The sequence below is a fragment of the Janthinobacterium sp. SUN026 genome (assembly GCF_030397625.1).
In the GTDB taxonomy this organism is placed as follows: Bacteria; Pseudomonadota; Gammaproteobacteria; order Burkholderiales; family Burkholderiaceae_D; genus Janthinobacterium; species Janthinobacterium kumbetense.
This window is the reverse complement of record NZ_JAPQNU010000003.1, coordinates 139,096-151,871: the sequence shown is the minus strand read 5'-3', so window position 1 is coordinate 151,871 and position 12,776 is coordinate 139,096. Positions and strand designations below refer to the sequence as shown.

The following is a 12,776-nucleotide window of genomic DNA, read 5'->3' as shown; positions in this document are numbered from 1 at the left end:
TTTTGAGGAGACCACCATGAGCACCCCCGCCAACTTCCAAGGTTTGCCGCCGATGATCGATCCCGACGACGCCGTCATGCTGCTGATCGACCACCAGAGCGGCTTGTTCCAGCTGGTGCGCGACATCGAGCAGCACGTGCTGCGCGGCCACGTTACGGCGCTGGCCAAGCTGTCGCGCCTGGCCAACATGCCGACGTTTACCACCGCTTCCGTGCCCGACGGCCCGAACGGCCCATTGATCCCGGAAATCCACCATTTCAACCCGGAAGCCGTCTACATCCCGCGCACGGGCCAGATCAATGCCTGGGACAATCCGGCCTGGGTCGACGCCATCGAAAAGACGGGCCGCAAGACCCTGCTGATCGCCGGCACGCTCACCAGCGTGTGCATGGCCTTTCCCACCATCAGCGCGCTGGCGGCCGGCTACAAGGTGTTTGCCATCATCGACGCCTCGGGCAACTGGTCGAAGATGGCCACCGATATCACCATGGCGCGCGTGACGCAGGCAGGCGCCGTGCCGATCGACACGTATGCCGTGCTGGCTGAAGTGATGAGCACCTGGAACCGCGCCGATGCGATGGAGTTTGCCGCCATCATGACCGACCATATCGTGCCGCCGTACCGCGCCCTGATCGAAAGCTACGATAAGGCGCAGGGCGTGCAAAAGAATGGCCGCGAAACGAAGCTGGAAATCCTGGAAGCGGCCAGCAAGGGCTGACCGCCGCTACGGCGCTTCGTAGCTGCTGCGTATCGCCGCCAGCGCGCCGCGCTGTTCCAGGCGCGTGATGGCGGCGTTCAGGCGCGCCAGGTCGTCGGCGCTGGTCGTGCGCGCATTGAGCATCAGGTGCACGGGGGCGCGCAGGATGAGGAAGGGCAGGGTGTGCAAGGCAACGCCCTGCAGGCGCGCTTCGTGGCGCACGGCCAGCACGTCGCCCAGCAGCAGGTCGGCGCGGCCCGCATCGAGCATGCGCACGCCTTGCTGGAAGCTGCCGAACGCATTTAGGCGGCCGGCCTTTTCCAGCGCCGGCCGGGCCGCCGCGTACTGCGCGCCATACCAGCCTACCTTGGGCGCCAGCAAGGTCGAGTTGCCGCGCATGAGTTGCGCGAAGCTGGCGATCTGGCGGTGGCCGCCGGGCGCGCCGGATTTGCTGAAGAGGCCCACGGCTTCGTCGCGATACGAGAGGGAAAAGCGGGCATAGGACTGGCGTTCCGGCGTCTCGGACGCGGCCAGCATCAGGTCCAGCCCCCCTTTTTGGAACAGCAACTGGCGCCGCGCGGTGGGCAATTCCGGCAAGGTGACGAGGGTGCACCGGGCTTCCTTGAAAATGGCTTGCAGCAACTCCAGGTCCAGGCCCGTAAAGCGGCCCCGGGCATCGCGGTAGATATACGGCGGCCACTGTTCCAGCGCCATCGTCATGCGGCAAGCCACGGCGGGCAGGGCAGTTATGCCGAGCATTGCCGCAAACAGGAGATGGCGCATGCGCATATGGAGGTTTCCAGGAGTTTCAACTTGATATTCAATTTGCCAGAATGGCCGCGGAAGTCAAGGGCTGAGGCTGCGGAAGGCGGGCCTGGTTCGCATTTCCTCGATGTTTGCGCGTTTTTTGCCGCTTTTCCCCATGGAAATCGCCTCCGGCCCGGCGAACACCGTACAGTGTAATCGGCTATAGTGGCGCGGTGCCACCACTGCCCCGCAAAGGAAGACCGCTTGACTGCCCCGCTCGAGATCGCCGCCAATGTACTGATGACTGCCTCCATCATCCTGGCCGGACGCAATAATATTCATTCCTGGTGGATCGGCATGGTCGGCTGCGTGCTGTTTGCCGTGCTGTTTTTCCAGGTCAACCTGTACGCCGACGTGATGCTGCAACTGTTTTTCATCGTCACCTGCGTCATCGGCTGGCTGCAATGGCGGCGTGGCGCCGGCGGCAAGCCGTTGCCGATCACGCGCACGGGCTGGCGCAGCCTGGCGTGGGTGGTGCCGGCCGGCATCGCCTCCGTGGTGATCTACGGCATGCTGTTGCACCGCTTTACGAATGCCTACGCGCCGTTCATCGATTCGGCAGTGTTGGTATTTAGCATCATCGCGCAATTCCTGCTGATGAGCCGGCGCATCGAAACTTGGGCTTTCTGGCTGCTGGTCAACACCGTGGCCGTGCCGCTGTACTACAGCCGCGGCCTGCACCTGACGGCTGTGCTGTATGCGGCTTACTGGGTCAATGCCGTGATTTCCTGGTACTGGTGGAGCGTGCAGGCGCGCCGGGCGGCGCTGGCGCCAGTGGCGCATGCCGATGCTTGAATGTTGTCAAACGACAAGTCCTTAGATTCAAATCGTATATACAATCAATTTTTAATTCGTTCACGCGATAAAGACGCCGGGATATAGTGGCCTTTCCCCGCTTACCGGTGTCTTTTATGTTGCGTTCTACCCCTTCTGCCAGTTTTTACGCTACTTGTCATCAACTGACCATGCAATGCATGGCGCAGTGGATGCCGATGCGTGCCCGTCCACGCATCCCCTAAGTCACTCCATCCATTTCGTTGTCGTTTGCCCGCTGGCCCACCCGGTCCGCGTGCCCCTGCTCGGCCTTTTTTATCGGAAAAAGGCTGCAATCCCAATAAGAGGAAACCATGTTCAAACCACTCGCCATCAGTCTTGCCATCGCCGCTGCCTTTCCCGCTGTCACCACTCTTGCCCATGCCGAGGACGACATGCTGCGCGTGAATGTCACCGGATCGAATATCCGCGTCAGCGAAAAGGAGGGCGCCAGCGCCGTGCAGGTCATCACGGCCAAGGAATTGAAAGCCGGCGGCAAGACCAGCGTGTCGGACGTGCTGCGCGCCATTTCCGCCAACAGCGGCAACAGCTACAACGAACAATATACGGGCAGTTTCTCGGCCGGCACTTCGGGCCTGTCGCTGCGCGGCATCGGCCAGCAAAACACCCTGATCCTCGTGAATGGCCGCCGCGTGGCCAGCTATGCCACGGCGCAGGATTTGCAGCAGACCTTCGTCGACCTGAACAGCCTGCCGATGGCGGCCGTGCAGCGCATCGAGGTGCTCAAGGATGGCGCCTCGTCCGTGTACGGCTCCGACGCCGTGGCCGGCGTGGTCAACATCATCCTGTACAAGGAATTCACGGGCACGGACATCACGGCGCAATGGGGCGGCTCGACACAAGGCACGGGCCAGCATGAAAAGAGCGCGGCGTTGCAAACGGGTTTCGGCAAGCTCGAGGAAGATGGCTACAGCGTGGTCTTCTCGGTCGACGCGCAGCAGCGCGACAAGCTGCAGCAAAACGACGTGGCATGGCTGCGCGATGCCGATTATCGCCAGCAGCAGCGCGGCAGCCTGGGCTGGGCTGTCACGAATTACGCGGGCAACGACCCCACGCAGACCCTGGGCGGCGTGCGCGGCCCGCTGCAACTGGTGTCGTACAACGATATCAATCCCGATCGCAGCGGCCAGGTGCTGGCCTACAATCCGGCGCCGTATAAAACGCTGATTCCGGGCATCCAGCGCATCCACTCGTCGCTGCGCGGCACCCTCAAGCTGAACGCGGACACGGAAGCCTATGTCGACCTGCTGCACAGTTATTCGCGCGCCGACCAGACCTTCAGTGCGCCACTGACGGTGAATAACGCCACGCGCGTGTGGAACAACAGCACCAAGCTGCTCGACACCATCCCCGTGGTGCTGCCCGTGGGGCACCCGAACAATCCGGGCACGACACCCTTGCCCTTCACGGCCACGCTGTTCGACCTGGGGCCGCGCCTGAAGCAGGACCGCGTCACCTTCTACCGCGCGCTGGCCGGCGCCAAGGGCACCTGGGCGGGCTGGGACTGGGATACGGCCGTGGCCCATTCCAGCAGCAAGCTGGAGGAAACGGTGCAGAATTTCGTCAACCGCTACGAATTCCAGAAAGTGCTGACCGAAGGCAGCTACAATTTCTTTGATCAATCGCAAAACAGCGAAGCGGTGCGCAACCGCCTGCGCCTGTCGACCCTGCGCCCGGCCGAATCGACGCTCGACACGCTCGACTTCTCGGCGGCCAAGGATATCTGGGACTTGCCCGCGGGCCCGCTGGGCTTTGCCGCCGGCGCTCAATGGCGCCGCGAAAAGATGGATTCGCAAACCTCGACGGCCGTGCTGTCGGGCACGGAACTGCGCCCCGCGCTCAATATCATCAACGGCTCGCGCAATGTGTCGGCCCTGTTCGCCGAATTCAACGTGCCCGTGGTGAAGGATCTGTCCGTCAACGTGGCCGGCCGCGCCGACCATTACAGCGACTTCGGCAATGCATTTTCGCCGAAAGCCAGCGCGCGCTACCAGGCGGCGCCATGGTTGTTGCTGCGCGGCACTGTTTCACGCGCCTTCCGCGCGCCGTCGCTGCCGGAAATCACCGACAGCACGGCCGTCAGCTATACCAGCGTGATCGATGCCCGCGATCCGCTGACGCCGACGCAGGCGCGCGGCGTGACGGTGATGACGATCGCCAATCCGAACCTGCGCCCCGAGCGCTCGAAAAACCTGAACCTGGGCGTGGTGGTGTCGCCCACCAGCAGCTCGAGCATCGGCCTCGATTACTACCGCATCAAGCAGGATGGCGTGATCGGCACGGCCAGCGCCACCACCATCCTCGAGAATGAAGGCACGGCGCCGCAACAGATCACGCGCGGCGCCGATGGACGCATCACGACCCTGTACCGCCAGTTCCGCAACCAGGGACAGCGCGAAGTGTCGGGCATCGATATCGACCTGCGCCAGCGCTTCGTCGACAAGGACTGGGGCAAGCTGACCCTGGCAGGTCAGCTGAGCCGCGTGCTGCGCTTTGCCGAGCCGCTGTCCGATGGCGCGCCGCTCACCAATGGCGCCGGCACCAATCACTTCGGTTCCATTCCGAAATGGCGCGGCGTCAGCTCGGCCACCTGGGAACAGGGCAAATGGTCGTCGACCCTGACCTGGAACTATGTGGGCAGCTATGCGCAGGAGACGCACCTCGATGAATCGGTGGCCGCCTTCAGCACCTTTGACGCGACCAGCAGCTGGCAAGTGACGCCACAGGCGAACGTCACCTTCATCGTGCAAAACCTGGCCAACAAGCGCGCGCCCTGGGACTATGCCTCCACCGGCTTTGACTTTACCCAGGCCGACCCGCGCGGACGCGTTGCGGCGCTCAAGCTGAACTACAAGTTCTAGCCGCCCGCCGCCTGCCGCTGGCTCGTCTGCTCCTGCAGGCGCTGGCGGTAGGCGCTGGGGGGCACGCCCATGCGTTCGCGAAAGGCGGTGGCGAAGTTGCCCGCGTTGTGAAAGCCGATCAGCAGGGCGATATCCTGCACGTCGATGTCCGTCTGCTGCAGCAATTCCACGCCGCGGGCAATGCGCGCTTCGCGGATGAAGGCGAAGACCGTCATGCCCGTCTGCTCGCGGAACATCAGGGTCAGCTTTTCGCGGTACGTGCCGACGCTGCGGGCGATTTCGGACAGGTTCGGCAGGCTGCCCAGGTTGTCGAGAATAAGTTGCTTAACGGCATTAACGAAGACCAGGTCGGGATGCTGCAGCTTGTCGCTGATCGGCGTCGTCGCCGGCAGGGTACTGTTGCTTTTACGCATCAATCCCAGGTGGATATGGATGCGCGCGGCCAGTTCTTCCGGCGTAAATGGCTTCGAAATGTAGTCGACGCCCCCCACCTGCAAGCCCATGATGCGTTCCTTGGCGGCATCGGCGCCGCTGAGGAAGATCACGGGTATCTGTTCCGTTTCGGGATTGGCCTTGAGCAAACGGCACGCCGTGTAGCCATCCATCTCGGGCATGCGGACATCGAGCAGGATCAGGTCGGGGTGCGTGGCCAGTGCCAGCTGGTAGCCCTGGTAGCCGTTGAACGCGATGCTGAAACGATAGGGCTGCTCGCTGAGCAGCTCCATCAGCATGCGCTGCTCGAACGCGGAATCGTCCACGAGCAAGATGTTCTTTTTGATGGTTTCGCTGGTCAATGGCATGGCATGGATGACTTAACCAAATAACAAGTTGTGGCTTATTATGCCTCGCTTTTTCTTTTTTTTCTGCTTTTCTCGTGTTTCAAAAGATGTTTCTCCGCCAGAAGAAGCGCAGATTTCCCAGATCGCCAATAATTCATTCGTGCATTGATTTTAAGCAATGTCGATTGCTAAAAAATCTGTTTTGCCAATGCTGCAAAAAGTGCCGGAGTCCCCGGGTTCCTGACTCCCGGCACCTGTATTTTGTCGTCCTGGTTTGCGTGCCCAAGAAAACGCCGGCAATACCGTGACTGTCCTCGACGCCCCTCAAATTGGCGGGCTCATTAATGATGTTCCATCATCAGGAGGTATCATGTTGCGAGTTATTTTCCCCCGTCTTATCGTTGCCGCCAGCGTGGCTATTGCCGCCACGGCGCTTCTGCCACGTGGCGCCGACGCAGCCGTGTATCTGAATGGCAGCGCCAGCACCACCTTCGACGTCACCCTGAAGATCATCGCCAATTGCACCATCGCGGCGGCCAATCTCGACTTTGGACAAAGTCAGGGTGTACTGGCTACTGCCGTGAACGTCAATACGACCGTGAATGTCACCTGCACCAATACCACGCTGTATAACGTGGGCTTGACGGCGGGAACGGGCACCGGCTCGACCGGCACGACGCGCTACCTGAGCGGTACCGGCGGCAACCTGGGAACGGTGCAATTCAATCTGTACCAGACGGCCGGCAGCACCTTGTGGGGCGATACCCAGGGCACGAATACCGTCGGCGGCACCGGCAACGGCTCCTCGCAGCCGATTACGGTGTACGGCAATATTCCGCCGCAGGCGACACCGGCGCCCGACACCTACAAGTCGACCATCACGGCCACCGTTTACTTTTAAGCCAGGCGCCGCGTGAAGGCCGGTGTTGTTTCCCTGATGAAAGGCGTGCTGGCGCTGCTGGCTTGTTGCGCCGCGGGCGCGCACGGTGCCAGCCTGCAGATTTCGCCGGTGACGCTCAATTTGCGCGCGGCGCAGAATGCGGCCGGCCTCACCCTGCAAAACCTCGGTGACCAGCCCATCTACGGGCAAGTGCGGGTATTCGTCTGGGATCAGCGCGATGGCGAGGAAACGCTGGCGCCGACGCAGGAGCTGGTGGCCAGTCCGCCGATCGTCGAAATCGCCGCCAACAGCCGGCAGACCATCCGCCTCGTGCGTGCCCAGGCTGGCCCTGTCGCGCAGGAAAAGACGTATCGCGTGCTCATCGATGAAGTCAGCCGCGAGGATGAGGCGGGCCGCAGCGGCGTCGATATCCGCCTGCGCTATTCGGTGCCCGTGTTCGTGCTGCCGGCCGGTGCGCCGGGCAAGGAAGTGCTTGACTGGCAAGTTTTCCGCGAACAGGGCGAGTGGATGTTGCGCATCAAGAACAGCGGCAATTTCCATGCGCAGATCGGTGCGATGACGTTGACGAACCCGGCGGGCAAGGAGTTTGTCATCAGCAAGGGGTTGTTTGGTTATGTCTTGGCGGCACGCATGCGCGTCTGGCGCCTGCCCGTTGCCAGGGAGGCCGAACTGGATGGGCCGTTGAGTATTGCGGTAAATGTGAATGCCAAGGCACTCATTGCCAAGACTTCGACACCTTGAACATGGCTGCCATGACGGGGCGGCCTGCTGCGCGCCCCGGGTGCAAGCGGCCACACCATGAAACGCGCACTGGCAGCGTGGCTGTTGCTGGTCATGGCGCCGCTGGCCAGGGCCGATGGCGCGGCGGGCCTGACGGGTGCCGATCCGGGTCCTGCCAGCTTGCCCAGCGATCCGGCGGCGCCGAATGAACTGTATCTGGAGGTCACTGTGAATGCTGAATCAACCGGGCTGATCTTGCGCTTTACCCAGGTGGGCAAAGGCTTGCGCAGCAGTGTGGCGAACTTGCAGCAGCTGGGGCTGGACCCCGCGCTCCTGGTCGCACCCGGTCAGACCGAGGTGGCGCTCGACGCGATTCCCGGACTCAGCTATGAATATGATGCGGCGCGCCAGAGCGTGTCGCTGCGGGTGGCGGACGACTTGCGCTCGCCTTACCGCATCAGCGCGCGCACGGCGGCGCAGACGCCGCCATCGACAGTCACGCCCGGTGCCGTTCTCAATTACGAAGCCTATGCGGAACTGGGCCGGACGCGGCGCGCCGCCATCTTCAACGACTTGCGCTACTTCAATGACAGCGGCGTCTTCAGCAATACCGGCACCGTGAACCTGGGGTCGGACCAGCGCAAGTACATGCGCTTTGACACCTTCTGGAGCCACGCCGACCCCGACACCTTGCAAACGTGGCAAGTGGGCGACCTGATTTCTTCGTCGCTGAGCTGGAGCCGCGCCGTGCGCGTCGGCGGCGTGCAGTGGCGCAAGAATTTCCAGCTGCGCCCCGACTTGCTGACCTTTCCCGTCGCTTCCGTCGATGGCACGGCGCTCGTGCCTTCGTCGCTGAGCCTGTATGTCAATGGCGTGCAGCAATATGCTGCCAGCGTGCCCAGCGGTCCATTCGTGCTGAACCAGGTGGCCGGCATCAATGGCGCAGGGCAAGCCACCATTATCACCCGCGATGCGCTGGGGCGCAGCGTGACGACCGTGCTGCCCCTGTATGTCGATACGCGCATGCTGGCCAGCGGCTTGAGCGATTACTCGGTCGAGGCGGGCGCCGTGCGGCGCGACTATGGCCGCCGCCTGTTCGGTTATGAGCGGCAACTGGTTGCCAGCGCTTCCGGCCGCCACGGCGTCAGCGACAACTTCACCCTTGAAGGCCATGCGGAACTGGCCGCCGGCCTGTATCAGGCGGGGGCGGGCGCGCTGGTGCGGCTGGGCCAGGCGGGCGTGCTGAGCGGCTCGCTGTCGGCCAGCGCCGGCCGCAGCCGTGGTGCGCAGCTGGGTGCCGGCTATCAATACATGGGGCCGCGCTTCAGCGTCGATGTGCAAAGCGTGCGCGCCAGCGCCGGCTTTGGCGACCTGGCCTCGCGCGACGGCAGCCCCGTGGTGCGCGCGGCCGACCGCCTCACCGTCAGCCTGCCATTGCCTGCAGGAAGCAGTATCAGCAGCAGCTATATCAGCTACCGCACGCCTGGCGCGCCGCCATCGAAACTGGCCACCGTGGGCTATTCGGCCACCCTGTTCCACGGCCTGTTCTTCAACGCCAGCCTGTTCCAGGACTTGCGGCAACGCGAGAAGCGGGGCTTTTACTTTGGCTTGAGCATGGCTTTCGACAACAATCTGGCCCTCAGCGTGAACAGCAGCCGGCAAAACGGCGAGAGCGGCCGCAGCGTCAGTGCGCAGCGCGCGGCGGACTTTGGCGGCGGCTTCGGCTGGAGCGTGCAGGCTGGCACGGCGGGCAGCAATGCCTACCGGCAGGCGCAAGTGGAATACCTGGGCAACGACGGCCGCGTGAGCGCGCGCACGCAAAGCAGCAGCATGGGCAGTGCCTCCTCGCTGGGCGCGGCCGGCGCGCTGGTGCTGATGGATGGCCATGTCGAGGCGGCGCGCCAGGTGGGCAACGGTTTTGCGCTGGTCTCCACGGGCGGCGTGGGTAATATTCCTGTGCTGCATGAAAACCGCCAGATCGGCGTGACGGGCAGGGGCGGTTATCTGCTGGTGCCGAATTTGAATCCCTATGGCAATAACCAGATCAGCATCGCCACGGATGAGCTTGATGTTGATGCGCGGGTGCCTGTGAGCAATATTAATGTCGTGCCGCAATACCTGGCGGGCGTGCTGGCGGCCTTTCCCATCGAGCGCTACAGCGCAGCCACCGTCATCGTCCAGGATGCGCAGGGCAAGGCGCTGGCCACGGGCTTGCCCGTGTTGCACGTGCAAAGCGGCAAGCAGACGGTGGTGGGATTCGACGGCATCGTTTTCGTCGACGACCTGCTCGAACAAAACGAGTTGCAAGTCGGCGAAGGCGAAGGCGCATGCACGCTGCGTTTTGCCTATGTGCGTCCGGCCGCGGGCGGCTTGCCCGTGATCGGGCCGTTGCGCTGCGCCGCTGCCAGCGCCGGGGCAGGCCGCTGATGCGCCGCCTGCTGCTATGGCTGACCCTGTTACTGGGCTGCGCCTGGGGCGGCGTGGCGCAGGCGGCCGATACCTGCACGGTCAGCGTGACGAATATCGATTTCGGTACCGTCAGCCCGATTTCCGGCACCGATCACGTGGCGCAGGCCACGGGGACCTTCAGCTGCCTGTTTTCGTCGCTGAACCTGGGGCAATTGCTCACGCCCAATGCGCAAGTGTGCATTTCGCTGGGGCTGGGCACGAATTCCACGTCGGCCCTGCCGCGCAAGCTGGGCAATGGCAGCAACCGCATGGAGTACAACGTGTACGTGGACAATTCGTATGCGACGGCGAAGATCTGGGGGGGCGCCGGCGTGGCGGGCGCGCCGTCGACCTTCGGCATGATCCTGTCGGCCGGCTTGCTGGCCCCGCCCGGCACGTATTCCACCACCTTTACCGTGTACGCGAAGATTCCTGCCGGCACCGCCCTGGCCGCCGTGCCCACGGTGGCCAACGCCAATACCGTCTATACGTCGAGCTTTGCCGGCGTCGGCACCTACACCTACACCACGTATGGCCTCGTCAACTTGCAGGGTTGCACGGCCAGCAGCGGCAGCTTCGGTTTCACGGTGAATGCCACGGCCGTCAACGATTGCACCATCACGGCCACGCCGATGGCGTTTGCGAACGCCTCCATCCTGACGGGCAATCTGCGCAGCACCAGCACCTTGTCGGTGCGCTGCGTCAATAACAACGCTTACCAGATTGCCCTCAACGGCGGCAGCGTGGCGGCCAATGTGGCCAACAGGCAAATGAAGAACACGGTGACCACGGACAAGGTCAGCTATTTGCTGTCCGCCACCCTCGATGGTGCGCCATGGGGCGATGGCACGGCAGGCACGAGCATGGTGACGGGGACGGGAACGGGCGCCAGCGTGCCGCTGACGATCTACGGCCGGGTGCCGGCGCAGGTGTCGCCGCGCCCTGGCGATTACAAGGACACGGTGACGGCAACGATTTATTTCTAGAACGTGACGGTGACGAGGTCGGTGCCCGATGACGTTGCCTGCTGGTGCAGAAAATAGGGCGTGTTGTGCTGGCAGCGCACCTGGGCGCTGCCGCGCTGCGAGACGATGGTGCACGCATCGTGGACGACGAAGGTGGCCTGGAACGATGCGGAAGAGACGGTACCTGCGGTGGTGGTCTGGCAAACGGCAAGGGCAAACAGGGCTGGCAGTACGGCAAGCTTCAAAGGAGTCATCTTGGATGCATCTGGCGAAAAACGGGCGTGGTCAGCGATGCCGCATGGCAAGGCTGACACCATTTTTCGTACCGGGTTGAGGGGGACAGAACGAGCCATGATTGTACTGGAACAAGAAAAGTGTGAGTTTGTGCGTATTTTCAGGCCGCCATCATGGGGTGAGCGTAGCTTTCAAGATGATAGTAACTAAGTTTCTGTATTGCAACTGAAATACTTTTTCGATTGTTGTGTTGAATCAACGTGAGGAGATGGTCATGAAACATACCAACTTTAATAATTTGCCTTGCCCGATCGCACGCAGCCTGGGCAAGGTGGGCGAATGGTGGAGCATCCTCATCCTGCGCGAAGCGTTTTACGGCAAGACGCGTTTCGACGAATTTGAAAAAAGCCTCAAGATTGCGCCCACCATCCTGACGCGCCGCCTGGCCGACCTGGTGGAAGGGGGCTTGATGACGCGCCGCCTGTATTGCGCCAAGCCGCCCCGCTACGACTATGTGCTGACCAAGTCCGGGCGCGCCTTCAAGCCCGTCTTGCTGGCGTTTATTGCCTGGGGTAATGAGAACTTCGCGCCCGAAGGCGCCAGCCTCGTCATCGCCAGCCGCGACACGGGCCTGGCCGCCGATCCGGTGCTGGTCGACGCCACGACGGGCTTGCCCATCAACGACGAGTATTACGCGTTCGCGCCAGGGCCTGCCGCCAGCGACAGCATGCGCAGCATCATCCTCGATGCGGAAAAAAGCAGCGGCATCGCGCCCAAGCCGAAGGCGCCGGCCGCCAACCGCGGCTGGGTGGCGGAAGGCCACCTGGCCTGAACGCGCGCAGGCAGGCGAGCAGCAAGTTTGGCGTACAGCAAAGCGGACACGGCGGCATGGCGTTACTGTCGCACTATGCAACTCAAGTGCGGCGTACGCCCGGCTCGGCTGTACGGGCAGGGCGCCATCCGTGATCCGATGTCCGTTGAGGGAGTATTGCGATGAGCACACTGCAACAACACGTACGCCGCGCCGCCAGCGTGCTGGCGCTGGCCGCCCTGCTGGGCGCCTGTTCCCACGGTCCGCATCACCCGGGCGGCCATGACGTCACCTTGACGGGCGCGCAGGAAGTGCCGGCCAATACCAGCACGGCCAGCGGCAGCAGCAATATCCGCGTCGCCCACGACCGCGGCGTCAGCGGCGGCGTGCGCTACACGGGCATGGTGGCCACCGTCGCGCACATCCATGAAGCGCCCGCCGGTGCCAACGGCCCCGTCATCGTGCCGCTGGTGAAAACCGCCGAAGGCATGTTTGCCGTGCCGGCCGGCACCATGCTCACGCCGCCCCAGTATGCGAGCTACCAGGCCGGCAACCTGTACGTGAACGTGCACAGCGCCGCCTATCCTGCCGGCGAGATCCGCGCCCAGCTCAAGCCCTAGCGGGCCGCCTGCGTTTTTCCGAAAACCTCCTTGGGCCGCGCGAGCGGCCTTTTTTTGCGCCAGGCGGCCGGCCAGTGCAGCGCGCTACAATGGCGCTCC

Annotated in this window: 12 protein-coding genes; 9 read left to right on the top strand and 3 right to left on the bottom strand. The window is 63.2% G+C overall.

Annotated elements, in window-relative coordinates:
* Positions 1 to 16: 16 nt before the first annotated feature.
* Positions 17 to 718 carry an isochorismatase family protein gene (locus tag OX459_RS15380; protein WP_289905699.1) on the top strand — a complete coding sequence of 234 codons (702 nt, stop codon included), beginning with the start codon at positions 17 to 19 and terminating at the stop codon, positions 716 to 718.
* Positions 719 to 724: 6 nt separating this feature from the next.
* On the opposite strand, the gene OX459_RS15375 is transcribed toward OX459_RS15380, so the two are convergent.
* Positions 725 to 1,456 carry a transporter substrate-binding domain-containing protein gene (locus tag OX459_RS15375; RefSeq protein WP_289905698.1) on the bottom strand — a complete coding sequence of 244 codons (732 nt, stop codon included), beginning with the start codon at positions 1,454 to 1,456 and terminating at the stop codon, positions 725 to 727.
* 252 nt (positions 1,457 to 1,708) lie between these two features.
* On the opposite strand from OX459_RS15375, the gene pnuC reads away from it, so the two are divergent.
* Positions 1,709 to 2,299 carry a nicotinamide riboside transporter PnuC gene (gene pnuC / locus OX459_RS15370; RefSeq protein ID WP_289905697.1) on the top strand — a complete coding sequence of 197 codons (591 nt, stop codon included), beginning with the start codon at positions 1,709 to 1,711 and terminating at the stop codon, positions 2,297 to 2,299.
* A 332-nt stretch (positions 2,300 to 2,631) separates the two neighbouring features.
* Positions 2,632 to 5,199 carry a TonB-dependent receptor gene (locus tag OX459_RS15365; protein ID WP_289905696.1) on the top strand — a complete coding sequence of 856 codons (2,568 nt, stop codon included), beginning with the start codon at positions 2,632 to 2,634 and terminating at the stop codon, positions 5,197 to 5,199.
* On the opposite strand, the gene OX459_RS15360 is transcribed toward OX459_RS15365, so the two are convergent.
* Positions 5,196 to 5,999: a response regulator gene (locus OX459_RS15360; protein ID WP_099665657.1), complete on the bottom strand. Its 804-nt coding sequence runs from the start codon at positions 5,997 to 5,999 to the stop codon at positions 5,196 to 5,198. The two genes, OX459_RS15365 and OX459_RS15360, sit on opposite strands and share 4 nt — an antisense overlap.
* 349 nt (positions 6,000 to 6,348) lie before the next feature.
* Between OX459_RS15360 and OX459_RS15355 the strand changes: the two genes are divergently transcribed.
* The 4 genes from OX459_RS15355 to OX459_RS15340 are packed head-to-tail and all read left to right on the top strand — an operon-like array spanning position 6,349 to position 11,033.
* Entirely contained in the window at positions 6,349 to 6,879 is a 531-nt protein-coding gene (locus tag OX459_RS15355) for a spore coat protein U domain-containing protein (RefSeq protein ID WP_099665656.1), read from the top strand.
* 45 nt (positions 6,880 to 6,924) lie between these two features.
* Entirely contained in the window at positions 6,925 to 7,620 is a 696-nt protein-coding gene (locus OX459_RS15350; protein WP_257218765.1) for a fimbria/pilus periplasmic chaperone, read from the top strand.
* A gap of 57 nt (positions 7,621 to 7,677) precedes the next feature.
* Positions 7,678 to 10,026: a fimbria/pilus outer membrane usher protein gene (locus OX459_RS15345; protein ID WP_289905694.1), complete on the top strand. Its 2,349-nt coding sequence runs from the start codon at positions 7,678 to 7,680 to the stop codon at positions 10,024 to 10,026.
* Positions 10,026 to 11,033, top strand: coding sequence for a spore coat U domain-containing protein (locus OX459_RS15340; RefSeq protein ID WP_289905693.1), 1,008 nt, complete (start codon positions 10,026 to 10,028; stop codon positions 11,031 to 11,033). The genes OX459_RS15345 and OX459_RS15340 overlap by 1 nt, the downstream gene beginning before the upstream one ends.
* Here OX459_RS15340 and OX459_RS15335 read toward each other — a convergent pair.
* Positions 11,030 to 11,266 (bottom strand): hypothetical protein, encoded by a 237-nt coding sequence (locus OX459_RS15335; protein WP_289905692.1) that lies wholly within the window; start codon positions 11,264 to 11,266, stop codon positions 11,030 to 11,032. The genes OX459_RS15340 and OX459_RS15335 overlap by 4 nt on opposite strands.
* A 254-nt stretch (positions 11,267 to 11,520) precedes the next feature.
* On the opposite strand from OX459_RS15335, the gene OX459_RS15330 reads away from it, so the two are divergent.
* Together OX459_RS15330 and OX459_RS15325 are read left to right on the top strand one after the other, a co-directional pair.
* Positions 11,521 to 12,078, top strand: a complete 558-nt coding sequence (locus OX459_RS15330; protein WP_034753667.1) for a helix-turn-helix domain-containing protein — start codon at positions 11,521 to 11,523, stop codon at positions 12,076 to 12,078.
* Between the two features lie 161 nt (positions 12,079 to 12,239).
* A complete protein-coding gene (locus OX459_RS15325; RefSeq protein ID WP_289905691.1) occupies positions 12,240 to 12,677 on the top strand; it encodes a CHRD domain-containing protein in 438 nt (145 codons plus the stop codon).
* The last annotated feature ends 99 nt before the right edge of the window (positions 12,678 to 12,776 follow it).

Coding starts and splice junctions, on each gene's coding strand:
- OX459_RS15380 (WP_289905699.1), top strand. CDS start 17: ATGAGCACCCCCGCCAACTTCCAAGGTTTGCCGCCGATGATCGATCCC.
- OX459_RS15375 (WP_289905698.1), bottom strand. CDS start 1,456: ATGCTCGGCATAACTGCCCTGCCCGCCGTGGCTTGCCGCATGACGATG.
- OX459_RS15365 (WP_289905696.1), top strand. CDS start 2,632: ATGTTCAAACCACTCGCCATCAGTCTTGCCATCGCCGCTGCCTTTCCC.
- OX459_RS15360 (WP_099665657.1), bottom strand. CDS start 5,999: ATGCCATTGACCAGCGAAACCATCAAAAAGAACATCTTGCTCGTGGAC.
- OX459_RS15355 (WP_099665656.1), top strand. CDS start 6,349: ATGTTGCGAGTTATTTTCCCCCGTCTTATCGTTGCCGCCAGCGTGGCT.
- OX459_RS15345 (WP_289905694.1), top strand. CDS start 7,678: ATGAAACGCGCACTGGCAGCGTGGCTGTTGCTGGTCATGGCGCCGCTG.
- OX459_RS15340 (WP_289905693.1), top strand. CDS start 10,026: ATGCGCCGCCTGCTGCTATGGCTGACCCTGTTACTGGGCTGCGCCTGG.
- OX459_RS15335 (WP_289905692.1), bottom strand. CDS start 11,266: ATGACTCCTTTGAAGCTTGCCGTACTGCCAGCCCTGTTTGCCCTTGCC.
- OX459_RS15330 (WP_034753667.1), top strand. CDS start 11,521: ATGAAACATACCAACTTTAATAATTTGCCTTGCCCGATCGCACGCAGC.
- OX459_RS15325 (WP_289905691.1), top strand. CDS start 12,240: ATGAGCACACTGCAACAACACGTACGCCGCGCCGCCAGCGTGCTGGCG.